This window comes from Mycobacterium sp. SMC-2, assembly GCF_025263485.1.
Lineage (GTDB): Bacteria > Actinomycetota > Actinomycetes > Mycobacteriales > Mycobacteriaceae > Mycobacterium.
This window is the reverse complement of sequence record NZ_CP079863.1, coordinates 1,149,695-1,174,199: the sequence shown is the minus strand read 5'-3', so window position 1 is coordinate 1,174,199 and position 24,505 is coordinate 1,149,695. Positions and strand designations below refer to the sequence as shown.

General features: G+C 70.2%; 21 protein-coding genes. 6 read left to right on the top strand and 15 right to left on the bottom strand.

Annotation, left to right across the window (positions count from 1 at the left end):
- Positions 1–25: 25 nt before the first annotated feature.
- A complete protein-coding gene (locus KXD96_RS05515; RefSeq protein WP_260743445.1) occupies positions 26–1,249 on the bottom strand; it encodes a hypothetical protein in 1,224 nt (407 codons plus the stop codon).
- 38 nt (positions 1,250–1,287) lie between these two features.
- On the opposite strand from KXD96_RS05515, the gene KXD96_RS05510 reads away from it, so the two are divergent.
- Both KXD96_RS05510 and KXD96_RS05505 read left to right on the top strand, forming a co-directional pair.
- Positions 1,288–1,908 carry a TetR/AcrR family transcriptional regulator gene (locus KXD96_RS05510; protein WP_260743444.1) on the top strand — a complete coding sequence of 207 codons (621 nt, stop codon included), beginning with the start codon at positions 1,288–1,290 and terminating at the stop codon, positions 1,906–1,908.
- On the top strand, positions 1,895–2,383 hold the full coding sequence (locus tag KXD96_RS05505) for a nuclear transport factor 2 family protein (protein WP_260743443.1): 489 nt from the start codon (positions 1,895–1,897) through the stop codon (positions 2,381–2,383). The genes KXD96_RS05510 and KXD96_RS05505 overlap by 14 nt, the downstream gene beginning before the upstream one ends.
- 7 nt (positions 2,384–2,390) lie before the next feature.
- Here the strand turns inward: KXD96_RS05505 and KXD96_RS05500 are convergent, their stop codons facing one another.
- Positions 2,391–3,047 carry a L,D-transpeptidase gene (locus KXD96_RS05500; RefSeq protein WP_260743442.1) on the bottom strand — a complete coding sequence of 219 codons (657 nt, stop codon included), beginning with the start codon at positions 3,045–3,047 and terminating at the stop codon, positions 2,391–2,393.
- A 169-nt stretch (positions 3,048–3,216) separates the two neighbouring features.
- On the opposite strand from KXD96_RS05500, the gene KXD96_RS05495 reads away from it, so the two are divergent.
- The 3 genes from KXD96_RS05495 to KXD96_RS05485 are packed head-to-tail and all read left to right on the top strand — an operon-like array spanning position 3,217 to position 5,846.
- The gene (locus KXD96_RS05495) at positions 3,217–3,699 is read left to right on the top strand and encodes a hypothetical protein (protein WP_260743441.1); all 483 of its coding nucleotides are present in this window, start codon (positions 3,217–3,219) and stop codon (positions 3,697–3,699) included.
- 28 nt (positions 3,700–3,727) lie between these two features.
- Positions 3,728–4,405, top strand: coding sequence for a 5,6-dimethylbenzimidazole synthase (gene bluB, locus KXD96_RS05490; RefSeq protein WP_260743440.1), 678 nt, complete (start codon positions 3,728–3,730; stop codon positions 4,403–4,405).
- A gap of 37 nt (positions 4,406–4,442) precedes the next feature.
- Positions 4,443–5,846 (top strand): sulfatase, encoded by a 1,404-nt coding sequence (locus KXD96_RS05485; RefSeq protein WP_260743439.1) that lies wholly within the window; start codon positions 4,443–4,445, stop codon positions 5,844–5,846.
- On the opposite strand, the gene KXD96_RS05480 is transcribed toward KXD96_RS05485, so the two are convergent.
- Positions 5,843–6,628 carry a trans-aconitate 2-methyltransferase gene (locus KXD96_RS05480; RefSeq protein ID WP_260743438.1) on the bottom strand — a complete coding sequence of 262 codons (786 nt, stop codon included), beginning with the start codon at positions 6,626–6,628 and terminating at the stop codon, positions 5,843–5,845. The two genes, KXD96_RS05485 and KXD96_RS05480, sit on opposite strands and share 4 nt — an antisense overlap.
- A gap of 123 nt (positions 6,629–6,751) precedes the next feature.
- Between KXD96_RS05480 and KXD96_RS05475 the strand changes: the two genes are divergently transcribed.
- On the top strand, positions 6,752–7,960 hold the full coding sequence (locus KXD96_RS05475) for a S9 family peptidase (protein ID WP_260743437.1): 1,209 nt from the start codon (positions 6,752–6,754) through the stop codon (positions 7,958–7,960).
- Here the strand turns inward: KXD96_RS05475 and eccE are convergent.
- The 12 genes from eccE to KXD96_RS05415 all read right to left on the bottom strand — a co-directional run bounded on the left by eccE (position 7,950) and on the right by KXD96_RS05415 (position 24,421).
- Positions 7,950–8,936, bottom strand: a complete 987-nt coding sequence (eccE, locus tag KXD96_RS05470; RefSeq protein WP_313901621.1) for a type VII secretion protein EccE — start codon at positions 8,934–8,936, stop codon at positions 7,950–7,952. The two genes, KXD96_RS05475 and eccE, sit on opposite strands and share 11 nt — an antisense overlap.
- Positions 8,933–10,327 (bottom strand): type VII secretion-associated serine protease mycosin, encoded by a 1,395-nt coding sequence (gene mycP, locus KXD96_RS05465; protein WP_260743435.1) that lies wholly within the window; start codon positions 10,325–10,327, stop codon positions 8,933–8,935. The genes eccE and mycP overlap by 4 nt, the downstream gene beginning before the upstream one ends.
- Positions 10,324–11,760 (bottom strand): type VII secretion integral membrane protein EccD, encoded by a 1,437-nt coding sequence (gene eccD / locus KXD96_RS05460; protein ID WP_260745228.1) that lies wholly within the window; start codon positions 11,758–11,760, stop codon positions 10,324–10,326. The genes mycP and eccD overlap by 4 nt, the downstream gene beginning before the upstream one ends.
- A 62-nt stretch (positions 11,761–11,822) precedes the next feature.
- Positions 11,823–12,695, bottom strand: a complete 873-nt coding sequence (locus KXD96_RS05455; RefSeq protein ID WP_260743434.1) for an ESX secretion-associated protein EspG — start codon at positions 12,693–12,695, stop codon at positions 11,823–11,825.
- 10 nt (positions 12,696–12,705) lie between these two features.
- Positions 12,706–12,996 carry a WXG100 family type VII secretion target gene (locus KXD96_RS05450; protein ID WP_260743433.1) on the bottom strand — a complete coding sequence of 97 codons (291 nt, stop codon included), beginning with the start codon at positions 12,994–12,996 and terminating at the stop codon, positions 12,706–12,708.
- A 35-nt stretch (positions 12,997–13,031) separates the two neighbouring features.
- Positions 13,032–13,325, bottom strand: coding sequence for a type VII secretion system protein EsxG (gene esxG / locus KXD96_RS05445; protein WP_260743432.1), 294 nt, complete (start codon positions 13,323–13,325; stop codon positions 13,032–13,034).
- A 63-nt stretch (positions 13,326–13,388) separates the two neighbouring features.
- Complete coding sequence (locus tag KXD96_RS05440; protein WP_396878029.1) at positions 13,389–14,858, bottom strand: PPE family protein; 1,470 nt, start codon at positions 14,856–14,858, stop codon at positions 13,389–13,391.
- A gap of 2 nt (positions 14,859–14,860) precedes the next feature.
- On the bottom strand, positions 14,861–15,169 hold the full coding sequence (locus KXD96_RS05435; RefSeq protein ID WP_260743430.1) for a PE family protein: 309 nt from the start codon (positions 15,167–15,169) through the stop codon (positions 14,861–14,863).
- Between the two features lie 10 nt (positions 15,170–15,179).
- On the bottom strand, positions 15,180–19,151 hold the full coding sequence (gene eccCa / locus KXD96_RS05430; protein WP_260743429.1) for a type VII secretion protein EccCa: 3,972 nt from the start codon (positions 19,149–19,151) through the stop codon (positions 15,180–15,182).
- Positions 19,148–20,752, bottom strand: coding sequence for a type VII secretion protein EccB (gene eccB / locus KXD96_RS05425; protein WP_260743428.1), 1,605 nt, complete (start codon positions 20,750–20,752; stop codon positions 19,148–19,150). Before eccB ends, eccCa begins: the two co-directional genes overlap by 4 nt.
- Positions 20,749–22,602 carry a type VII secretion AAA-ATPase EccA gene (eccA, locus tag KXD96_RS05420; protein ID WP_260745227.1) on the bottom strand — a complete coding sequence of 618 codons (1,854 nt, stop codon included), beginning with the start codon at positions 22,600–22,602 and terminating at the stop codon, positions 20,749–20,751. Before eccA ends, eccB begins: the two co-directional genes overlap by 4 nt.
- A 340-nt stretch (positions 22,603–22,942) precedes the next feature.
- Complete coding sequence (locus tag KXD96_RS05415; RefSeq protein ID WP_260743426.1) at positions 22,943–24,421, bottom strand: PPE family protein; 1,479 nt, start codon at positions 24,419–24,421, stop codon at positions 22,943–22,945.
- Positions 24,422–24,505: the final 84 nt, after the last annotated feature.

Here is a 24,505-nt window from a genome sequence, read left to right as displayed (position 1 = left end):
CCCCTTGACAAATTGACGCCCGTGCTTACACCACGGTCAGCGGCAGCGATCGCCTGGGCTCGAACTGGAATGTCGCCCCGCCGCTGACTTTCGTTACCGACACCTCGGGCAGTTCGGGTGCCGCGGTGTCGGTTTCGACCAGTTCCGCGGTCCAGTCGGTGTTCGTGCCGCTGACCCGGACCTCGATGTGCGGGTCGATGGCGGTGGCGATCGCCTGCAGCGGCCGCACGGATTCCGGCGAACACAGCGCGATCCAGGCGGCGTCGTCGTGGGCCGGTGAGCGGTGCACGACGAGCCGGTCGGCCGTTTCCGCGCGGACGTAGCCGGCGGGGTTCAGCAGGGGGTGCAGTTCGAGCACCTGCAGTACCCCTTCGATGCCGCCCGGGAGTCCCAGCGCGCGGTGAATGCGCTCGGCGGCCACGCCCGCGATGCCGGTCAGGCCCTGGGTGCAGACCGATACGGCCTGGGCCTCGTCAGTGGCGCGCGCCCGCACCGCGATGGCGAACGACAGGTAGAGCAGGTGCATCTGCAGGCAGACCTCGTCGGCCATCCGGACCAGCGCCGAATGCGAGAAGCCGGCGAAGTCGAAGTCGGACAGCAGCGGGCCGGAGTAGTCCGCGTTACCCTCGTCGGAGCGGTCGATCGGATCGAGTTCCCATGTGGCGGCACGGGTTTGGCGAACGATGTCCAACGCGGGAATGCTCTGGGCCTCGGGATAGGACTCGTCGATGATCACCGTCCACGCGCAGTGCGGATGACGATCCTTTGGCGTCCGCGGCGGCCGGTGGATGGGCCGCACCTGGGCGCGCGGGTTGGTCGCCACCGCGGTGGCGTCGAACGTCGGGTCCTCGATGGTGTGGCACATCCCGAAGACGTACTTCTCCCCCATCGGTTCCACGTCGAGCAGCGCACCGCAGTGGTCCAGCTGGAACTCGCCGTGCCAGCGGTCGTGGACGGTGTAGCGGAAGTCCATGAATTGCGGTGGGGCGCCGATGTCGAGCTGCAACCCCTTGAAGATGGTCGGCACGTCGTCGCCCTCGAAGTTCAGCGCCCGCTGCATGCGCCTGGTGTAGATGGGGCTGGCGCCCGCCCACTCCTCGATGGCGATCTGCACCATCTCGTCGCTGCCGAATGCGCTGATGCACCACGCCATTCCCGAGCGGTCGATCAGCTGCCCGATCAGGAGCAGTTCGGGAACCAGTACGGCCAGCTGCTCGCGGGTCAACCGCGCATATCGGGATCGGCTCACGGGCCAAAAATAGACCTGACTATGTTATAAAGTCAACAATGTCCATTGTTGCAGGTCCGGCGGCCGGGGGCTCGATCGGCCCCACCCGGCGCACCCGCGCGCCGCGCAAGCGCGGCGACGACACCCGCGCGCGAATCATCGACGAGACGGTCCGCTGCATCTCCGAGGAAGGCTTCGCCGCCGCGACCGCCAAGCATGTCGCCGAACGCGCGGGCGTGACATGGGGCGTCATCCAGTATCACTTCGGCGATCGCAACGGCCTGTTGATGGCCGTCGTGGACGACGGGGTGGACCGGCTGATCGAGAGCCTGTCGTCGGCCGATGTCAGCGAGCTGCCGCTGCGCGAGCGCATCGAGGTGGTCGTCGACACGGCGTACAGCTGCTACAGCAGTCCGACGTCGATGGCGGCCTTCGAGATCCTGCGCGCGACCCGCGGCGGGCGGGGCGAGTCGCCGCGGCGGCACCTGCTGGAGATAAACGCCGCGATCGGCCAGCTGGGACGCCTGATCACCGACGATCCGGCGAATGCCGGAGTGGCCGAAGTCATCTGGGCCACGCTGCGGGGTGTGGTGCTGGTGCAGATGGTCACCGGGGCGGCGATCGACTGGAGCCTGGAACGACGGGCCCTGATCGACATGGTCACCCGTGTGCTGCAATGACCTGATGACCCCTCACGAACTCGCCGACATAGAAGCCATCAAGCAGGTCAAGTACCGGTATCTGCGCGCGCTGGACACCAAGCGCTGGGACGACTTCGCCGACACGCTGGCCGAGGACGTTCTCGGCGACTATGGCTCATCGGTGGGCGAAGAACACCATTTCACCAATCGCGTCGACCTGGTGAACTTCATGCGCAAATCTCTTGGGCCGGCGGTCATTACCGAACACCGGGTGACTCACCCGGAGATCAGCGTGACCGGCGACGAGGCCACGGGCACCTGGTACCTGCAGGACCGCGTGATCGTCGCCGATTTCAACTTCATGCTGATCGGCGCCGCCTTCTACCGCGACCGATACCGGCGCACCGAGGACGGCTGGAAGATCAGCGCGACCGGCTACGACCGGACCTACGAGGCGACGATGTCGTTGGCCGCCATCGACTTCAAGGTGAAGCCCGGCCGCGCGCTGGACTGACCCGCCGCTACTTGGTGATGGCGATGAGCGCGCCGGGCCGCAGCCATTTCATGATCGACACCAGCTGAGCGTCGTCGACCGCGACGCATCCCTCGGTGGGTTTCCCGTCGGTGGTGTGGAAGAAGAACGCCGAACCGCCGCCCGGCGTCTTGTTCTTGTTGACGCCCATCACGACCGCGTGCTTGTACTGCGGGATTTGCAGGTTCTCGCTTTCGGCGGTGTTGAACGGGCACTGCGCCTTCTGGCACACCTGCATGGAGTTGAAGGTGGGGCTGTGGTCGTCTCCGCTCCACCAGTGGTTGGGTCCCACCTGCGTGTACGGCAGCCCGGTCCCGGGATTGGGCGCGGTGCCGAAGGCCGAGTCCAGGGTATAGACGCCCATCGGGGTGGCCGGCACCCCGCTCTTGGCCTGCGGTGCCATGCCCGCCGAACCGACGTGGGTGGGAACCCCGGTCCGCAGCGCCTGCCAGCCGGCGGCGGTGCGCTGGTAGATGTCCATCGTCGCGTTCGATCCACCGGTACTCATCACCGAAACCACCTGCGTGGCATTGCCGACGGCGTTCGCGAACCAGGGCGCGCCGGCCGCGGCACCGATCGGCGCCAGGGCCACCGCCACGAAAGTCGCGCACGCCGAAGCGGACAGCGAAGTGAGCAGTCGGCGCATGACCTCAATCGTCAAAGCCGCACAGCGCAAGGTCAAGTAAAACTTCAGCCCCGGTTAGGTCACCGCCTCGTGACCAAACCGCGCGCGTGGCAGGCCGCTACCGGCCGCGCGCCGCACGGCGTCGGGCGGCCCGACCACGGTGTTGCCGGGTCCGGTCCATACTGGCGTCATGGCCGTATTCGTCCGCAGGTTGTTCGGCATCGGCAAGCTGCCCGACGACGTGCACGCGCAGGTCGAGGCGGAAGGCCTTATCTTCCTTGCCGACTACGTCGCGGTGACCCGGCGCTTTTCCGGCGCCATCCCCGGGGTGCGCTTGGCGCACAGCGTCGCCAGCTACACGGGTTCGCTGGTGTTCACCTCCGAGCGGGTGCTGGCCACGCTGTCCATGCTGCCCCGGCTGGCGGGCCCGACCGTCGACGTCCGCTGGGACGCGCCGCAGTCCGGCTCGGCGCGGGTGGAGATATCGTCGACCGGTTTGCAGGTCGACGTCGACGTCGCGCGCGTCGACCCCAAGTTCAGCGGCGAACTGTCACTGCACTACAAGGTGGCCATTCCGGCCGATGTGCTCAGCGGCCTGCCGCGGCGGTCGCTGGCCTTCGACATGCCGCCCGAGTACGTGTTCCGCGCGGTCGGCGTCACCTATAGTCCGTGACCACTCCGATCAGCGCCGATTTCCTACGATGGCTCGCGTGAGCGACGAGGCCTTCAGCCCGCAGGAGCGGCGGGCGGTCTACCGGGTGATCTCCGAGCGGCGGGACATGCGCCGGTTCTCCCCCGGCGGCGTGGTGGGCGAGGACGTGCTGGCGCGCCTGCTGCAGGCCGCACACGCGGCGCCCAGCGTCGGTCTGATGCAGCCCTGGCGGTTCATCCGGATCACCGACGATTCGTTGCGGCGGCGCATTCACGCCCTCGTCGACGCGGAGCGCCCGCTCACCGCCGCGGCGCTGGGCGAGCGCGCCGGGGAATTTCTGGCGCTGAAAGTCGAAGGCATCCTCGAGTGCGCCGAGCTGCTGGTGGTCGCGCTCTGCGACGACCGTGAGAAACACGTGTTCGGCCGGCGGACGCTACCGCAGATGGATCTGGCGTCGGTGTCGTGCGCGATCCAGAACCTGTGGCTGGCCGCGCGCTCCGAAGGCCTTGGCATGGGCTGGGTTTCGCTGTTCGATCCGCAGCTGTTGGCCTCCCTGCTCGACATGCCCCCCGGCGCGGAGCCGGTGGCCATCCTGTGCCTGGGGCCGGTGCCCGAATTCCCCGATCGGCCGGCGTTGGAGCTGGACGGCTGGGCCGTCGCCCGCCCGCTGTCGGAGTTCGTCTGCGAGAACCGCTGGAGTCGGCGCGCCCACGCTCCCCCCGAGTAGCTGCGGTATCGTCGCCGGTCGCGGGCAAGTTGGAGAGGTGACGCAATTGGCGCCGGGCGAAGCAGCCGACCGAAAAGACAACGTGCTGATCGTGCACTGGCACGACCTGGGGCGCTACCTCGGCGTCTACGGCCACCCGGATGTTTTAAGCCCACGGCTGGACCGGTTTGCCGCCGAGGGCATCCTGTTCACGCACGCGCACGCCACGGCGCCGCTGTGCTCGCCGTCGCGCGGATCGCTGTTCACCGGCCGCTACCCGCAGAGCAATGGCCTGATCGGGCTGGCGCACCACGGCTGGGAATACCGCAACGGCGTGCGCACCCTCCCGCAGATCTTGACCGACTCAGGTTGGTACTCCGCGCTTTTCGGCATGCAGCACGAGACGTCCTACCCGCAGCGGCTGGGCTTCGACGAATTCGACGTGTCGAACTCCTACTGCGAGTACGTGGTGGACAAGGCCGGCGAATGGCTGCGCGAGGGCATCGAGGACCTGGCCGGCCAGCCCTTCCTGTTGACCGCCGGGTTCTTCGAGACCCACCGGCCGTATCCCCGGGATCGCTACGAGCCGGCGGACAGCGCCGAGGTCGATCCGCCCGGCTACCTGCCCGACACCCCCGGGGTGCGCGACGACCTGGCCAGCTTCTACGGGTCGATCGCCACGGCCGACGCCGCCGTCGGCCGGCTGCTGGACACGCTGGCCGACACCGGACTCGACGCCGGCACGTGGGTGGTGTTCTTCACCGACCACGGCCCCGCGTTCCCCCGCGCCAAATCCACGCTTTACGACGCGGGAACCGGGATCGCCATGATCATCCGGCCCCCCACCGGCCGGGGACTGGCCCCGCGGGTTTACGACGAGCTGTTCAGCGGCGTGGACCTGCTGCCGACGCTGCTGGGCCTGCTGGGTCTCGACGTTCCCCCCGATGTCGACGGGGTGTCGCACGCGCGCGCCCTCGTCGCGCCGGACCCGCACACCGTGCCGGTCAGGGACCACGTGTACACCACGAAGACCTACCACGACTCGTTCGATCCCATCCGCGCGATCCGCACCAAGGAATACAGCTACATCGAGAATTACGCGTCCCGGCCGCTGCTCGACCTTCCGTTGGACATCGAGGAGAGCCCGTCCGGGCTGGCCGTGGCGCCGTTCGTCACCGGCCCGCGCCCGGAGCGCGAACTCTATGATCTGCGCGCCGACCCCACCGAGACCACCAACCTGCTGGCCGGCGATGACGCAGGGGCCGACGAGGTCGCCACCGATTTGGCTGTGCGGCTTCATGATTGGCGGCAGCGCACGGGTGACGTCATCCCGTCGGAGTTCGCCGGCACCCGCATCGCCGCGCGTTACACTGAGACGTATCTGAAGATTCATCGGCAAAAGCCGACGGCCCGGTCGGCGATCGCCGCCGACCGCGGCATCGACAAGGAGGTGAGCGGTTAGCCGGCGGAGCGCCGCGAGCCGCCGACCTCGGCGACGATGAACACCCGCCGGAACGGGAAGATGGTCGTTCCGTCGGGCCGCGGCGGGTAGGCGTCGTCCAGCAGCGGGATGAGTTCCTGGCGGAACCGTTCCCAGTCTTCGTCACCGAGCCGCTCGCGCACCGGGACCAGCGCCGTCCCGGTGATCCATTCCAGCACCGGGTTGTCACCGGTCAGCTGGTGCAGGTACGTGGTCTCCCAGACGTCGACCTTGCAGCCGGCATCCAGCATCATGTCGGCGTACTGGATGGGCGGCTGCACCACCGCACCGACACGAAACGGTATGTCTCGCATGATTTTGGCGTAGGGCTCGCGGCGGGCCAGGGTCCGCACCGTGGCGTGTGACGGCGTCTCGAAGTTGCCCGGGATCTGGACGGCGATCCACGATCCGGCCGGCAGCTGTTGTGCCCACCGGACCAGCAGGTCGGTGTGCTCGGGCACCCAATGCAGGGCGGCGTTGCTGACCACGACGTCGGTGTCGGGCTTGGGCTTCCAGTCCCGCAGGTCGCCGACGACGGCGTCGATGCCGCGTTCCTTTGCGGCGGCGACCATCTCCGGCGAGGTGTCCAGCGCCTCGATCACCGCGTCCGGCCAGCGCCGGGACAGGTACTGGGTCAGATGGCCGGGCCCGCAACCCAGGTCGACCACCCGCCGGGCCCGCTGGGCCCCCACCCGGGACAGCAGGTCGTAGAAGGGCCGGCTGCGATGGTCCGCAAACGCCAGGTAGACATCGGGATCCCACATGTCGGTCCTCCTGATCCACGCGCCGTCGCTAGCCGGCTGACAGATCAACCGTATTACCGCGCGCCGCCCCGGCGCCGCCGAAGTGGCCCCCGGAGCCGCGCGGGCCGGTTAGCATCGGCGTTCGTGGCGCCCGACACTTCGATTGATCCGCCCATTCCCGTTCCGGACATCCCCGGTGCATTGCAGGGTGCCGACGTAGAAAACGACGTCGGCGGATTACCCCCGAATTCCGCATTGTCCCCCCGCCAGCGCATGGTAGTCGAGGGCTCGGCCGTCGGCGACCTCGCCTTGCGCACCTGGGTGTCGTCGCTGCTGGCCGCGACGGTGGCGCCGGTCGTGGTCGCCGCCTCCCTGCGGCACTCCGAAGCCCGCGCCGAACGCGCCAACTTGCAGTTCTACGCCGAGCTGGGCGCGCAGCGGGATCCGGTGAAGTCGTTTCCCGCGCCCACCGAATCGCCGCGGGTCTCGTCGCGGCGGGCCAGCCCGCTGACCGAATGGGCGGCGGGCGGCACGGTGCACAACATCGCGTTCGAAAGCAGCTTCAAGGCGATCAACCCGGCGATGCGCGAGCAGTGGGCCGCCTGGAGGTCCAACAACATCGTGCGCGCGCAGCACTGGCGCCACGATGACGGGCCGCGCCCGACGCTGTGTGTCATCCACGGCTTCATGGGCTCGTCGTACCTGGCCAACGGGCGGTTCTTCGCGCTGCCGTGGTACTACCGCTCCGGCTACGACGTCCTGTTGTACACCTTGCCGTTTCACGGCAAGCGGGCCGAACGGCATTCGCCCTTCAGCGGTTTCGGCTATTTCGCGGGCGGGCTGAGCGGTTTCGCGGAGGCGATGGCCCAGGCGGTGCACGATTTTCGGTCCGTCGTCGATTATCTGCGCGGTACCGGCGTCGACCGCATCGCGCTGACCGGCATATCGCTGGGGGGTTACACCTCGGCGCTGGTGGCCTCGGTCGACGACCGGCTCGAGGCCGTCATCCCGAACTGTCCCGTCGTCACCCCGGCGACCTTGTTCGACGAGTGGTTCCCGGCCAACAAGCTCGTGCGACTGGGGCTGCGCCTGTCCCACATCAACCGGGCGGAGTTAACGGATGGGCTGTCCTACCATTGCCCGCTGAGCTATCGCCCGCTGCTGGCCCCCGACCGGCGGATGATCATCACCGGCCTCGGCGATCGGATGGCGCCGCCCGACCATGCCGTCAAGCTGTGGGAGCACTGGGATCGCTGTGCGCTGCACTGGTTTCCGGGCAGCCACGTGCTGCACGTGAGCCAGCTGGACTACCTGCGCCGGATGACCGCGTTCCTGCAGACCGTCATGTTCTAGCGGTCTCGGCGGCCGGCGCCTCGTTCACCGGAGGCGGCCAGTCCAGCTGCGCCAGCAGGCCCACCGGCGCCTCGGTGTGCCCGTCGAGCCGCCGCGTGGACAACAGATCCAACGCGGCAAGCGCGGGCCGGTGATTGCCGCGCTGCGCGATCAGCCCGGGCACCGGCGCGGCCCGCCGCGGCGGCGTGTCGGTCAGGAAGGCGCACGCGGCCGCGACCGTGGTGTGCGTCCCGTCACCGGCGAACTCCACCGCCGTGCATGTCTCCCGCCCGCGGTGCGCCCGAACCGCCTCGAGGGTCTCGGCCAAGCCCGCGTCCACCTGGATCCGGTATGCCGCAAGGTAATCCGACGCCCCGCGCTGCACCCCGGACCATCTCTCCCGGGCCTTGGCGGTGAGCAGACGCGGGACGTCGTCGGGCGCGACGCTGGTGACCTGCCATCCGAGCTCGCGCAGGTGGTCGGCCAGCCGGCGCGCCGTCACCTCCGCGGTCTCGCGTAACGGGATGCGTTCGGAGCGCGCGCGCAGCGCGGCCAGGTTGTCGGTGGCCGATATGGTGACCCCGATCCAGGTCTCGCGCCTCGTCGCATCGGATGCGTTGTCGCGGTTGGTGATCCGGATCTTGTCCGCGCGAATGCCGTAGCGGTCCAGGTAGCGGGCGATCAACGGCAGCGGCAGCGGGCCGGCGTCGTCGCCGTGCGCCCCGACGCGCAGCAGCGCGGTCGTCGCGGTGGCGGAGCCGGGTTCGGCTGCGGTCGCCTCGCCGCGGCCCATGATCGCCAGCCGGCGGCGCAGCAGCGTGGTGAAATACAGACCGCGCCAGCAGCCGAACAGCACGATCACGACGGCAGCGGCGATGCCGAGCAGCCAGTAGTCCCGGGGCGAGCGCCAGGGGTAGGCCATCGCCGCGGGCACGACCGCCAGCAGTGCCAGCGTGATTCGCCCGGGCCCGGGGGTGGGTATCCAGCGCAGGCTCACGGGGTGGGGTCCTTTCGTCGGCGGGTGGCGGTGGCGGCGATCGCGCCCGCGACCGCGACAAGTACGGCCAGCGCGGCGGTTCCGGCCAGCGCGACGGTGCGCGGGGTGGTGTCCTTGGGGGCGGGCGCCGGCGGGACGGCGACCGGCTTGACCGGCGCGCCGGGAGGCGGGCTTCCGGCGGGCAGCCGCCACGTCAGGGCCGCCACCGGGTCGACGCTGCCGGCGCCGACGACGTTGGACGGCGCCCTTGCGCCGTTGTGCGCGGTCGCGGTGATCCGGTGCACGACCTGCGTGGCGTTCAGTTCGGGGTACTTGCTGCGCACCAGCGCCGCGACGCCGGCCACGTAGCCCGCCGCATAGCTGGTGCCGCTCAGCGCGACCTGTTGCTGGTGTTCGTCGGGCAGCCCATTGGCCAGGCCGCCGCCGTCGGCGTTGCCGATCGACACGATGCGTTCGCCGGGCGCCGCGATGCCCACCCATGGCCCGGCCATGGTGAATTTCGACGGCTGCCCGTCGGGTGTCAGCGAGGCCACCGACAGCACGTACGGCTGCCACATCGACGGGATGGACAGTGACGTGACGCCGGCCCAGTTGCGCGGATCGTCCGGGCGGCTCAGGTCGGTGAGCGGGTTGGACTCGCAGGACGTTCCGCCGCCGACCGATCCGGTGGGTCCGGTGTTGCCGGCGGCGGCCACGATCACCGCGTCCTTGTCCACCGCGGCGTAGCGGATCGCCGCGCCGAGCGCGGCCTGGTCTACGGGCCGGTCGGCGGGCGAGCAAGTGAGCGTGGAGATCTCGATCACCCGGGCGCCGAGGTCGGCCGCGTGCACGATGGCGCGGCCCAGCGTCGTGACGTCCAGCGACACCCGCGCCGTCAGCGGGTCCCCGCCCGGCGTCCGGGGCGAGAACTTGGCCGACGTGGTCCTGATCGACACCACCCGCGCCGCGGGCGCCACGCCCGCGAAGCCGTCGTCCCCGGGCTGGCCGGCGATGAGCCCGGCGACCAGGGTGCCGTGGCCGTCGCAGTCGGTCAGCCCGTCGGTCGTCTCGACGAAGTCACCGCCCGGATCGACGTTGGGCAGCCGCGGTCCCGGGCGCACCCCGGTGTCGAGCACCGCCACCAGCTGACCCTCACCGCGCGAGAATTCCCACGCGCCGGGCAGATTCAGCGCGGCCTGGCTGGGCGTGACGGCCGCGGGATCGCTGCCGGGAATGACCCCCGACACGCTGCACGGACCGCGCTGCTCCATCGGCTGCACGGGGCCCGGGGCCCCGCTCGGCGGCGGGACGCCCGGATCGACCTTTGGCGCTTCGATGGCCAAGGCCGACGGACACGTCCACAGCATGGCCGCCAAAGCCGCTGCGAGACAGGCCGATCCGGACCGAATCATCGATTCAGGATCCAGGCGAAGAGGCCGACAAGGTACGCCATCACGGGGATCAGCGACGCGTCGAGCCCGGCCGCCACGAAGCCCACCAGCCTCCGCACGGGAAGCGAATAGCTGTCCGGCTCGGCGATGTGCGGGTAAAGGGCCACCACCAGCCACACCGCGGCCAGCGCGACGAGCACCAGCACCGCGCCCAGAGCCGCGGCGTAGCGCCCGGTCGCGGTGTAGAGCACCAGCAGCACGCCCGCGGCCAGGAACGGCTGCGCGAGCAGCCACGCCTTGCACGCGGCTGAATCCCATACCCGGGCGCGCAGGACGGACGCCGCCGCCGTCGCGCCCACTACGTACCAGCCCGCGCCGCTGCACGCCTCGGGGCGCAGCGCGATCGCCACCGAGCCCAGGACACTGAGCAGCACTGCGGCAGCGATGAATCCGCTCTGGTGGGCGTCGCCGATCCGCACCCGGCGCGGCAGGTCCTCGAGCACCCGCAACGACGGGGCCGACGGGGTGGGGTCGCCGGGCGCCGGGATGACCGGCAACGGGAAGCGCGCCCACAGCGCCGAGAGCTGAGCCGCCTCGATGGTGACCAGCAGCGCCGCGACGATCAGGCCGCAGCCGATGGCGAGCGGCCGCGGGTGCCAGAGCACCTCGGCGCCCGCGGCCAGCAACACCCCGGCACCCATCACCGCGGTGGCGGTGAAGAGTCCGACGATGCGCTCGCGCTCGGCGCCAGGCACCATCAGGACGATCAGCGACCACGCTGTGACCCCGGCCGCGGCGAGCATGATGTGTGCCGGCCCGAACCGTCCGGGCACCGCCAACGCCAGCGCGGCGCCGATGGGCACCAGGGCGGCGATCGCGCACGCCGTCCCGGTGCGCGGCGAGCGCGCCGCGGCCAGCAGGCCGACGATGGCGGTCAGCGCCGCGATCGCGGCGACGGCGACCAGCCCGGCCAGCGCGCCGGTGGCGACGCGGTAGGTGACCGAGAGGCCGGTGGCCAGGAACGCGACGGCGATCACCGCCGCCAGCGCCCCGCGCCGGATATGGGTTGGGCCCCAAGGCTTGAGCCGGGAGGTCGAGAAGATCATGGCCGCGTCGGCGATGTCCTCGACGATGCCGGGGGCGGCCTGACCGACGGGCACCGGCTGCAGCGCCAGCAGGTCACCGTCAACGACGCCGACGGTGTCCAGGCTGGCGTCCAGGCTGAACGGCGCCCCGCCGATCGGGGCGAGGCTCAACTGCGTCGCGCCGCCGAGGTCGGCCGACCCCCGGGCGGTTTCGTCGGCGTCACCGTTCGATGCCGCGGGAATCGCCAAACGCTGGACGGCGGGCAGGATTTCGCGCAGCGGCAATTCGGCGGGCAACGCCATTTCCGTCAGCCTGCTGTCCGCCAGGATTGCCACGCGGACGATCGGCATGACGGCGCCGGACGTCATCGGATCCTCGAAGGACGCTGGGGCCATGCCTGAAACATCGTTGCTCTCTTCTCTATTGGGGGTTATGCGTGTTGTGCGGTGAAATCTCGGGCCAACCGGTGGCTGCCGAACCATTCGGAGTCGGGCAGCAAGGCGGTCAACTGTTCGATCGCGACTGCGATCGCAAACGGTGTGCCGGGGGCGAACGTCGACAACCACTCGCCGTCGAATGCGCGGGACGGGCTGACCAGGACCCGTCCCGCGGCCGCGTCGACGATGCTCATCCCGACCTCGGTGGTGGCATGCCGGCCGTCGCGGTGGCAGCCGGCGACGATCTCGACGTAGCTGCGCGGGCCGGTGAACACCGACTCCACCACCGGTCGCGCCGACTGCGGGATACCCAGGTAGTCAACGACTTCGGCCAGCGGGGCGCCCGAACGCAGCCGCTCGTCGGCCCGCGCGCCGACCCGTGCCGGCATGCTGAACTCGTCGAATCGGGCCGGTGGTTGCTGCGCCAGCCCGACGCCGAGCACCGGAACCAACGCGCGCGGATCGTCGATGTCCATGGCGGTGAACGTGATCAGCTGTGCACTGCGCAGCGCCACGATCGTCTTGCCCGTGATTGCGGAGCGCTGCGCCACGATGCCGCGCAGCAGCTCGCCGGCACCGGTGGCGTCCTTGGCGGGGCCGACGTAGCGCAGGTCGAGCCATCGCTCCGGAAAGCACACCACTCTGATCCATTCGGCCACCGCCGGGTTGACGGCGCCGCCCTCCGATACCAGGCCCATCCGGGTCAGCTCGGCCTTCTGACGGTCGAGGAACGCCTGGCGTTCCGCGGCATCGCGATAGGGCGGGGTGATCGCGAGCACCCACGGGAAGCTGCCCGCCCCAATGGTTTCCGCTATGAACCACGCGTGATCGACCGTCAGCTCGACGGCGTTCGGTTCAGCGCTCATCTGACAGGGACTAACCGCCCCATTTGGCGGCTTCGGCCTGGTCGCGGGCGAGCATCGACATGGTGTTGGCTTCGTGCGTGTTGGCCATCGCCTGATAGGCACGCACCAGCTGTTCCATCGCCTGGTTCCACTGGGCCTGCCACACCTGGTAGGTCATACCGGTGTCGCCCTGCCAGGCGTTGGACAACGTCGCTTGCTCGCTGGCGATGTCGGAACCCAGCCCCTGCAACGTGCCGGCGTAGCCGGACATGTCCGCGGCGTGGCTCAACATCGCCGGGTAGTTGTACATGATCTGCGACATGACAAGTCCTTTCGCGGTTGGTGGCGTCTGCGGTATCAGAAGGCGGTGTAGCCGGACGCGGCGGCGGCGTCGGCGGCCACATAGGTGCCGGCGGCGTCGCCGAGGTTGGCCTGGGCGATGTCGAGCAGGGTGTTGACCCGTGCGGCGACCTCGACGAAGCGGGCGTGCGCGGCCTGGAACGCGGCCGAGGACTCCCCCTGGTGGAACGCCTGCGCCGACACGGCTTCCTGCTCGGCCTGGCTGATGGTGCTGCGCATCAACGCCGCCTTGGCGCTGAAGGCCGACTGCGAGGCCACCAACTGCGGAATATGAGCGTCCAACATACTCATGGTGCTTCCTTTCTTTTCGGTGTCATGGGGTTTCGCTGACTGACGAGCATCGTGCTGACTGCCTTACCCCCCTTCCCTCGGCTCGGTCGGGTGCGCCGGTTCGTGGTCCCAGGTGCCGGGCATCATGGGTGCCCTTGGGCCATCGCCGAATTCACCGTCGGTGAGCTTGGTCAGCCCGGCCGCCCGGAAGTTGTTCTCTTTCCTTGCGGTGCCGGCGAAGCCCAGGGTGCCGGCTCCGGCGCCGGATGCCACCGCCGCGGCCAGCCGCTCCTCGTCGTCGTAATCCGGTGGCACGCCGATGTCGGAGTCCATATCCAGGTACTCGTCGCTGTGGTCGCGCAGCGCGGCCCGCCGGCGCCGCCGCGCCCGCGCCTCGGCCCGGCTGGCCGCCGCCGCGCCAGCCGCCGGGATGGTCGCCGCCGGCGCCTTGGCGCCACCGCGACCTCCTAGCGTCGGGCCCACGCCGGTCTCGGGGTCAGCGCCGTAAGCGACCAGGTAGGCCATGGTGCTCGGTGCCGCAGCGGGTGCCGGCGCGGCAGCCGCACCGGAACCCGCCGCGACCGAAGTCGCCGGGGCCCCAACGGGAGTCGCCACCGCCGGGGCCAGCGCGACCGCAGGCAGCAGTGACGCCGGCTTGGTCGAGGTGACCAGCGGCATCGCGGTGGCCCCGGCCGCGACCGGGGCGATCCCGGCGGGCGCGGTGAGCAAGGAACTCAGGCCGATGCCGAGCAGCAGCGGGATGAGGAAGGGCGCGGTCAGGATCGCCCCCCACGTGGGCCAACCGACGGCGTTGAAGAACACCTGGTAGGCGACGAAGAATAGCAGTGGGCCATTGGCGGCCAGCAGCGCCGGCAGGTTCGACCAGAAGTCCTGCAGCATCCTGGAAAAGTTCTGGAAGAAGTCCTGCAGGAACTGGGCCAGCTGCCGGAAGAAATCCGAGATCGGGTCGGACGAGCTTTGCAGGGCGTTGTTGGCCTCACCACCCGGACGCACGACGGACGGCGCCGGGGTGCTGCGCGGCGCGGAGGCCAGCGCCGCGCCCGAGGTGGCCTGATAGGTGCCCATGACGGTCGCGGCCTGGGCCCACATCCGCGCATAGTCGGCCTCGTTGAGCGTGATCGGAATCGTGTTGATGCCAAAGAAGTTCGTCGCCACCAACACCCCGTGGATGGTGTGATTGGCGGCCAGCTCCCCCAGCGTCGGCATGGCGGCCAGGGCGGCGGTGTACGCCGCCGCGGCGACCTCGTGCTGCGCGGCCACGCCCGCGCTGTCGGCGCTAACCTGCTGCAGCCACGCCAGATACGGCGCGTGCGCGGCCGCGTACTGCGCTGCAGTGGGACCCTCCCAGGACCCGGCCTGGGTCTGCCCCACCAACCCCGTGAGTTCGCCTGCCGCCGTTGCGTATTCGGTGCTCAGCGCGGTCCACGCGCCGGCGGCCGCCAACAGCGGCCCCGGTCCGGGACCGGCGCTCAGCAGCGCCGAATGCACCTCGGGCGGCGAAGCCATCCAGAGGGGCGCAACGGGGGACGTCATTGTCAGGCGCCCGCAATCCCATACGTCGCGGCGGCCGAGGTGTCTCCGGCGAGATAGCTGGCGCCCGCCTCGCCGACGCCCACGCCGGCGCGGCCGAGCTCCTCCACCCCCTGCGCGGCGACGGCGGCGTGCTCCTGACCCTGTGCGCTGAAGCCGATGGCCGTCTGCAGCGACACCGGATCCGCCGCCGGCGGCACCACCGCGGTGATGGCCGGAGCGGCAGCCGCGTGCGCGGCCGCCAGCCGCGCCGTCAGCGCCTCCACCGCGGCGCTGGCCGCAGCCAGGCCCTCGGGAACCACTCGCAACGTCATGACTCTCCCCTTACTGTTGCGTTTCACCAAACATCGCGGCCTGACCCACGAGCGGGTTGACCAACTGCACATAGGTCGGACCGTCGCTGTCGCCCAACAGAATCGCCCGCCCGGCGGGCAGCCGGGCGAAGCGCTGCCCACGGATCTTGCCGCTGTCCTGCGGGTTGCCCGCCAGCATCAGCGTGGTCGCCTGCAGGTCGTTGAAGCGGCGCAGCAGCGGGTTGGTCATCAGGGCGTGCCCGGATCCGGTGGCACGCGCCGTGACGATCACCCGCAACCCCAGATCGGCCGCCTGAGAGAGGATTCCGATCAGCGGGGTCCACGGCCGCTGCCCGGCGTACGGGCCGCTCATCGCCGGCGCGTCCGGGATCTGATCGACGTCGTCGATGATCAGGTAGTGGGTGTGGCCCGAGTACGTCCAGCGGGCCAGCTCGCGGGGCGACAACCCGGCCGGGGGCCGCCGCGACTCGATGATGTTGGCCAGGCCCAGCATCGCCGGAATGATGCGGTCGATGTTGGCGGTGTACTCGTTGTCGGCGAACAACGGCTCGTCGACCAGATGTAGCCGCCGATCCAGCACTGTGAAGGCCACCTCGTCGGCCGTGGAGTGCTCACGGATGGTGCGAATGATGTGGCGCAGCAACGTGGTCTTGCCGGACTTGCTGTCGCCGAAGACCATCAGCAGCGGCTCGTCGGCGAAGTTGACGACGACGGGCGCGAGGTCCTCCTCGCGCTGGCCGATGACCAACCGCTCCGGGCCGCGGTACAGCGCGCCGACGGCCTCGGGGGCGAGGTTGGTCGGCAGCAGCCGCACCGGCGGGGCGGTGATGCCCGGGTAGCGGGCGTTGAGCGCGGCGATCTGGTCCAGCTCCGGCGCGGCGAACAGGAAGTGCTCGGCGGCCATGGTCAACCCGCGGCCCGGCTGGTCGTGCGGCACGGCTTCCGCGGGGCGCCGCAGCGCGCCGACCAGCCGCACGTTGCTGTCGCGCGGATCGTGCAACTTGAGCTCGAGCCGCAGGCCCAGGCCGTCGCGCATCGCGAGCGGCACCTCGAGCCAGCTCGGGGTGGTGATGACGACGTGGATGCCGTAGGCGAGCCCGACGTTGACCAACTCGGTCACCTTGGCCAGCAACGGGTTACGGGTATTGAACTGGTCGGTGTTGTCCCGGCCGAACGCGTACAGGTTGTCGATGACCAGGAACACCTCGCCGTACCCGTCGTCGGGGGCGCCGCCGCGGGAGTCGCGGAACGCCTCGCGCCGCTGCCGGGACAGCAGCAGCTGCTCCAGCTCGCCGAAGGTGCGCCGGATGCGCTCGGGCTCCAGCGCCGAGGCGACGCTGCCGACGTGGGCCAGGTCTTGCAGCGCCCGCAGCTTTCCGCCGCCGTAGTCCAGACAGTAGAACGTGACGTCGCGCGGCGAGTGCAGGCTGGCCGCCGACAGGATGAACGTCTGCAGGGCGGTCGACTTCCCGGACTTGGGCCCGCCGTGGATCACCATGTTCCCGGCCGACGAGGTGGCGTCGAACACCAGCGGGTCGCGGCGCATCTCGAAGGGTTTGTCGATCTCGCCCAGCGGCCACTGCCAGTGGCGCTGCGGCAGCCCGGCGCGCGCCAGGACCTCGGTCAGCGGGATCGGCTCGTCCAGCGGCGGCAGCCACAGCTGCGGCGCCCGCGGCCCGTAACGCGCCAACTGGTCGCCGATGGTGGCGATCAACTTGCGCGGCGGTCCGGTGAACTCCTCGTCCTCGGCGACCGAGATCACCGTGTCCTGATCCGGCTCGACCCGCCCGGCCGTGAACAGCTTCGGCTCCGGGGCGGCCTGCACCACAAAGGATTTGGCCTTCTGCGGCGGGTCGTAGATGCCGTCGACGTAGGTGCTGCGGAACTTGATCGGGGCCGCGCCCGGCGCGGGCACCAGAAAGCCGACGCCCTTGTGTTCCTTGCCGGATTCGATGTGGTACGCGTCCTCCACGCCGATGATCTGGCGCGAAATGCTGGGGCTGGCCACCTTCAACCCGATGCGGTACGAGGTGTTCTTGTCGATGTCCTTGATCTTGCCCACGTCCAGCGTCTGCGACGCGAACAGGATGTGGATGCGGAACGAGCGACCCTTGCGAGCAACGTAATCGAACAACTCCGCATATTCGGGGTGGTCGGCGAGCATCAGGGTGAATTCGTCGGCGACCACGAACAGCGTCGGAATCGGCGGAAGATCTTCGGCACCCGGCGCGCCCGAATTTTGAGCGGCCTCGTATTCGGTCACCGAGTTGAACGCGCTGCCCTGCACCCGGCGCCCGGCCTCGCGCAGCAGCGTCTCGCGGCGGGCCACCTCACCGCGCAGCGTGTCGGCGAACCGGTCGGCCAGCGACTTCTTCTCGGCCATGTTGGAGATCACCGCGACGACCTGCGGGAAATGGCGGAAACTGTCGGCGCCCGCCTCGCCCTTGAAGTCGGCGTAGATCACGATCAGCCGGTCGGCGGAATGAGTTGTCAACAGCGACAACAGGATCGACATCAGGGTCTGCGACTTCCCGGATCCCGTCATACCGATCATCAGGCCGTGCGGCCCCATCCCGCCCTCGGCCTCGTCTTTCAGGTCGAAGAACAGCGGCTCGCCGGTCGCGGTGACACCAATGGGTACGCGCAACTCGTCTTCGCGGCGGCGCGGTGCCCACAGCGTGGGCACGTCCAGCCGCGAGGCGTCGCCGATCCCCAGCAGCGTGGTGAAGGTCGCACCGCGCGTGGCCGCCGAGCGCAGCCCGGTGTGGGTCGGGTTGGAGTCCCAGCGCGACAGTTGGCGCGCCAGGTGGGCAGCCTCGTCGGCGCCGAAGTGGTCGGCTTCGTCGATGTAGGGCTGCCAGCCGCCGGTCTGCCAGCGCTCGATTGTGCCGTGCGCGACGCGCAGGATCGGCTTCTCCGGATCTGAATACTGCTCGCGGTGCGGCGGGGTGGCGCAGCGGTGCACCACTGTGACGCCCGCCCGCCCCAGCGCCAGCGTCGAGGTGTTCGGGTCGAAGTCGGGGTCGTCGACGACGATCAGCAGGTGCCGCAGCGCGTCGGCGGGCTCGCCGGTGAATGCCGGCCGGTCGAGGAACGCGGGGCCCAGCAGCAGGACCAGCTCGTCGGGGTTGGTCACCAGCAAACGGGCCGGGCCCACCCCGTCCAGCTCGCCCGGAACATCGGTGTGCGCAAGCCATTTCAACCAGGACCAGTCGGGGCTCTCCAGGTCGCGGGCGACCAGCGCCACCCCAAGCACCGTCGGGTCGTGCCAGGTCACCGCCTGGGCGATCCAGGCGCGCATCGCCGCGCGCGCCTCCTCCGCCTCACCCAGCACGGTGATGCGCGACACCTTCGTCAGGTCGATCCCGGTCGGCACGTCGCGCACGATGCGGTGGGTGTCGAGCAGGCTGCGTAACGCGCTGTGCGACACCGGCTCCAGGTCGATCTCGTCCGCGGTGTCGTTCACCCGCAGCGCGGTGCTCAGCGGCACCTGGTGGCGGCCGGCCCGCAGCACCAGGAAGTCGGGGTCGTGCGGGTCGCGCTCCCACTGCCGGCGCGATCCGGGCACGCCGGCCAGGGCCGCCGGCTCGGGGTGTGACCACTCGGCGGCCGCCCGCTGCTGGGCGGCCTGGGTGCGGATGTTGTCGCGGACCACCGACAGGTAGCGCAGGTAGTCGGCGCGTTCGGCGTCGACCTCCTCGGTGCGCGTCTTGTTGTCGTTGCCGCGATACATCGCGGTGGCCGCCAGCAGCAGCACGAACGGGAAGAACAGCGTCTGCGGCGAGATCAGCTGCATCCCGGTGGCGAACAGGGCGACGACCATGCCGACGATCAGGATCACCAGCACATAGGGCATCGCCCGGCGCAGGAACGACGGCGGGATCACCCGCGGCAACTCCGGCGGCGCCTCGATGTTGATGGTGCCCTTGCGGGTGACCGGCGGTGCCAGCCGGCGGCGGGCTTCGAAAATGAGTCGGCTCATCGGGGCGCTCCCTCTGCTGATGCCACGCGGCCGGGCTTGGGGTCGGGGGCCAGCCCGTCGTGCGCCAGCAGCGCGTCGGCGCGCGACAGCGTCGGGCCGCCGGCGAACAGCGACAGCACCGACCACGGCACGGGCGTCGCCGGCTCGCTCAGGCCAAGGGCCTCAACGGTTTTGCCCCGGCCGGCGGCCAAGTTCTCCGTTTCGTTGTCGATGCCGTAACGAACCCCGGTGTCGGACACCCAGAACAACGACCCGGTGCCGGGCGCGCCGGCCCCGCCGGTGACGGTCTGGGCGAAATAGCCGCTGCCGGGCGCCAGGGCGACGCGGGTGGCGGTCTGCGGGGAGGTGCCACCGACCAGGTCGACGGTGCGGATCGATTCGGGCACGGGCAGCGCCGAGCCGGACAGCAGGGTCAACGAGCTGGTGGCGGCCCCCGCGGGCTTGCTCCAATAGGCGCACGTGACAGGGTCTTTGGCCGCGTCGACCAAACCGACCTGCTGGTCGGGGTAGCGCGAGGTGTCGAGCATCCGCGACACCGGCAGCTTGGCCACCGCGTCGGCGCCCAGCCGCGGCGGTTGGTCCAGGCCGTAGGAGTTGGTGTTGCGCAGGATCGCCGCGAGCACCGGCGAGATGGGCTGCAGGCCGTCCGGCAACACCGCGTAGTAGCGCGCCGCGCCGGACGAGTTCTGGTCCAGGGCATAGGAAACGACGACCGCGCCGATCGGTGCGGGGACGCTGAAGCCGGCCGGGGCGCCGGCGTTCGGGATGCTGGGCGCGGTCAGCGGCGGCGCTTCGGGGATGGCGTTGAACAATCCCAGCGCGATGGGCCGCGGTGCCGGCACGTCGGAGTTGTTCAGCCCCAAGCCAAGTGCGTTGGTGACCGCGTGGTCGGAAAGGTCGATCTGGCTGCGCCTGCCCTCCCACAGCAGCCAGGTGCTGTTGGCGCTATCGACCAGGATGGCCTGTTTGGCATCGAGCCTGGCCGCTCGCGCGCCGCTGCTGTCGGGACGGCCCGCGATCACCGTGACGCCGGTGCTGTGCACGGCGTGCGCCGTCCCGGCGATGCCGTCACACACGGTCCAGTTCGCGTCGCGCGTGGTGTTCTGCACCATGCGCTCCGGGGCGCCCGGAATGCCGATCAGATTGCCGCGCGGAAACCGGTCCAGCTCACTGCTTTTCACGGTGGTGGGGTTGACCGGCTTGCCGACGATCAGCCGTGCCGACGTCAGGTTGAGCACCGGGTGCAGTTGGTCGCCCACCCGTACGTACAGGGCGGCGGTCGACCGGTCGGCGAGCACGGCGTTGGTGCCCACCGTCCCGTTGGGCCGGATCAGCGAGAAGACGAAGCAGCCCGCCAGGCCGGTGGCGAGCAGGACCACACCCATCAGCACCGCCCGCGACTGGGTGCGCAGCGGGTCGACGAGCATCCTGGTGTCGTGCAACGCGATACCGGAGGCGATGCGCCGCATCACGAATCGCCAGCCGCTCACCTGGTGGCGGGTGACGAAACCGCGGCGGTACTCGACCTTGTCCGGATTGTCGTTAACCGGGGTCCGTGAGGAGAACGAACGCCGGTCGCCGGGCTCATTGTTCGATGTCATGCTGGCACCGACAGGCCGAGGCCACGCAACAACGGCTCCACCGAGTTCTCGACGTCCTGGTCGGTTATCGTCATCAACTCCTCGTCACTGAACTCCCCGGTCCCGGCGTGGTCCGAATGGTCGAGCCGGAATTCTCGTTCTTCCTCCGAGCGTTCGACGATGTTGCGGACGAATCGACCGTTGCCCGCGATGTCGAGGTTGCGCCGCGAGATTCCGTTGGCGTCCGGCGTCGACTCGGTGGCCAGCTTGGCGAACAACGCCTCCATGTGCTCGAGCGCGGCCGGTTCGAAGACGCTGTCGCGCTGCTCGGCCATCTTGTTGGCGATCTCCACGAGCTCCGACGGTGCGTAGGAAGGGAAGTCGATGTTGCGGGTGAAGCGGGAACGCAAGCCCTCGTTGGTGTCCAGGAACTTGTCCAGGTCGGCCCGGTATCCGGCGATGATCACCACCAACCGGTCGCGGTCGTTCTCCATCCGCGCCAGCAGGGTATCGATGGCCACCAGCCCGAAGTCGTTCTTGGCGCCGGTGGCCACCAGGGCGTAGGCCTCGTCGAGGAACAGCACCCCGTCGAGCGCGCTGTCGATGATCGCGTTGGTCTTGGCCTCGGTCTCGCCGATGTGCTGGCCGATCAGGTCGGCGCGATGCACCTCGCGAATGTTTTCGCGCTTCAAAAGCCCCAGGCCGCAATAGATCTTGGCGACCACGCGGGCGATGGTGGTCTTACCGGTGCCGGGCGGCCCGGCGAAGACCAGGTGGTGGGCGCGCTGCGCGACGGCGAGCCCGCGCTGCTTGCGCACGAGCTCCATGGCTACCGAGCTTTTCAGCCGCGACACCTGGTTCTTGACTTCGTCCAGGCCGATGAATTCGGCGAGCTGGAGTTCGGCCTCGTGCAGCAGCACGGCCTTGCGCTCGTGGGCCGCGGGGTCGACGAAGTCCTCCGCGCTGGGCTCGGTGCCCGGGTCCCAGGGGTCGGTGCGCGCTTCGATCCGGGCCGCGGTGGTGGTCACGATCCCGAAGCTGGTGTCGGACAGCGCCTGCTCGATCTGTTCGTTCTCTGGATGAGCCGCGTACAGGTCCTGTAGCACTTCGCTCGCCGATTCCTCGTCGACGTGCGCCCGCAGCACGAGCCCCTTGGCCAGCGCCCCGTCGACCGCCGCGACCGCGACCGGACCGTCGGGCTCCTCGAGGTAGGACAGCGCCGGGGCGAACATGCCCAGCCGCGCCAGCGCGGTGCCCAGGGCGATCCTGGCCGCGTGCGCGAAAGCCTCGTCGAGGCCGGCCTCGTTGACGACCGGGGTCAGCAACTTGACGACGCCCGACCACCGCTCGGCCCGGTAGTTGATGACGACGGCGACCCAGCGGGCCTCGCGCCAGGTCGGCCGGCGCGCGGTCAGTCCGGTGACGATCTGGTCGGCGTCGGCAAAGCGCCCTGCGGTCGCAAGAGCCGCCGCGTAGGCGAGCCGGAAGTCGTCGGGGGTGGCGGCGCGGAACTGCAGATACAGCCCGGTGTCATAGCGGAAGCCCAGCGCCCCGGGCGCCAGATCCACCTTGCGCTGCAACGTGCCGGCCGTCGCCGCGGTCTGCGAAACCGCCTCGAGCACGCGCAGGGACACGTCGCCGGCGGCCGCCAGCCCGGTCCAGGCGTCACACTGGTCGTGGGCGATGCGGGTCAGCGCGGTGAACCCGGAGCGGGCGGCCGCCAGGTCGGCCGGGCGCTGGCGCTGGTATACCGAGATGCCGAGCGCGCGGCAGCACGTGGCGAACCGGCTGACGACGTCGCCGTCAACCCGGGCGTCCGCTCGAGAATGGACCGGCTGAGGTGCGAGCACGCCGGTATCACCGAGTTCCACGGCCACGCCTCTCCATTTGTGTAGCCTCCCCTAACCTGACCCGCCTGAAGTTAGCATTGCATAAGCTAACTGTCGAGGTGCGAGCGCCCGTCCGACCCACCACACCCTCTCCCAGTCCAGTACCGCTGATGAGGATGCTAACCCGCATATTTATCCGCACTTTCGGTCTCTACCCGGTCCCAGCGGGTTGGCAGGCCGTTGTCAGCGCCTTCTAAGCGGGCGAGCTTATCGAAAATCGTTTTCATTAGCAATCCGAGCGCCCCGCCGCGCCCGCGCAACGAACACGCAGCCAGTAGTCGTCCGGCGCACCCCAAAAGTTCCGGTCGCTCACAGGGCTTCGCTAGTCCGGCTCCCAGGAGCCCGGCAGCATGGGCACCGACGGCCCGCCGCCGAACTCGTCGCCCGCCAGCGTTGCCAGGCCGCCCGCCTCGGCGACGCCCTTGCCGGCCGTTCCGGCGAAACCCAGCGCGCCCGCCCCCTGGCCGGACGGCGCCGCCACGGCGGACGGTTCCGGCCCGATGAACCGGTCGGGACCCGTCCCGCCGTCGGAGTCGATGAACTCGTACCGGTAACCGTGGTGGTGTTCGTTCATCGCCGCCCGCCGGCGCCGACGCGCCCGCCGCTGCTCACGCGCCGATGCCGCGGCCGCCGCGGCAGCCGCGGAGTCGGGCTTTGGCGCCTTCCGTCGCGCGCCGGCGCCCATGCCCGTGCCGGACCCGACGGTCGGACCGCCCACCAGGTAGGGGAAGGGCGCGCCCCCGATACCCGCGGGGGGCGGCGCCGCCGCGGTGGCCGGCACCGAGGTCGGCGCGGTGGCCGGGGCGGATGCCGGGGCGGCGGCGGACGGCGCCGGGGCCGCGGCGCTGACCGGTGGGCCGGCGGCCACCGCGGCCATCTTCGGGGCGTCGGGTACCGGCGCGGCCACCGGGGCCCGCGCCAGGGCCGGCTCGGGCTGGACCGTGGCCAGCCCGGCCAGACTGGCGAGTCCGGCCGCCGCCCCGGCCGGCAGGGCCAGCGCGAACGCCGCGATCTGGGGGGCGAACGCCTGGAAGGCCTCGATCGCGTGCGTGAACTCGTCCGCGATCAGCAGGCCGATGTCGTTCAGCAGGTGGGTCAGCGCCGCGGACGGATTCTCCGGGAACTCCTCCAAATCCCTTGCGATGGTTTGGAAAATCTCCGTGAATCGGTTGATCCACCAGCTCAGCTGGTACGGGTTGCCGCCGTCGTTGTCGACGATCCCGGTGTCGTCGTCTTCGTCGTCGGAGCCGTCGGCATGGTCGGCATGCAGGATGACCGGGGCCGGGTCGGTCTGCGGCCTCGACGCCACCGCCGCGGTCGAGACCGCCTGGTACGTCGACATCGTGGTGGCCGCCTGGACCCACATCCGCGCGTAATCGGCCTCGTTGAGCGCGATCGGGATGGTGTTGACGCCGAAGAAGTTCGTCGCGACCAAGACGCCGTGCGTCGTGTGGTTGGCGGCCAGCTCCGGCAGCGTCGGCATGGCCGCCAGCGCCGCGGTGTAGGCGGTGGCCGCGGTTTCGTGCCGGGCGGCGGTCGCCGCGCTGTTGGCGCTGGCCCGCGCCAGCCAGGCCAGATACGGGGCGTGGGCGGCCGCATACTGCTCGGCGGTGGGTCCCTGCCACGCCCCGGCCTGCGCCGCGGCCAGGGTCACGGACAGCTCGTCGGCCGCCGAGGCGTAGGTCGCGCCCAGCGAGCTCCAGGCGGCCGCGGCGGCCAGTAGGCCGGCCGGACCGGGACCGCTGCTCAGTTGCGCCGAGTGGACCTCCGGGGGCAACGCCATCCACACCGGTGCCGTCATGGGTGCCACCGACTTGTCGAAAAAACGCGTAGCACCATCCCGGGACTCCTCCGCGGCTGAGCCCGGCGCCGCCCGGGCTGTTGG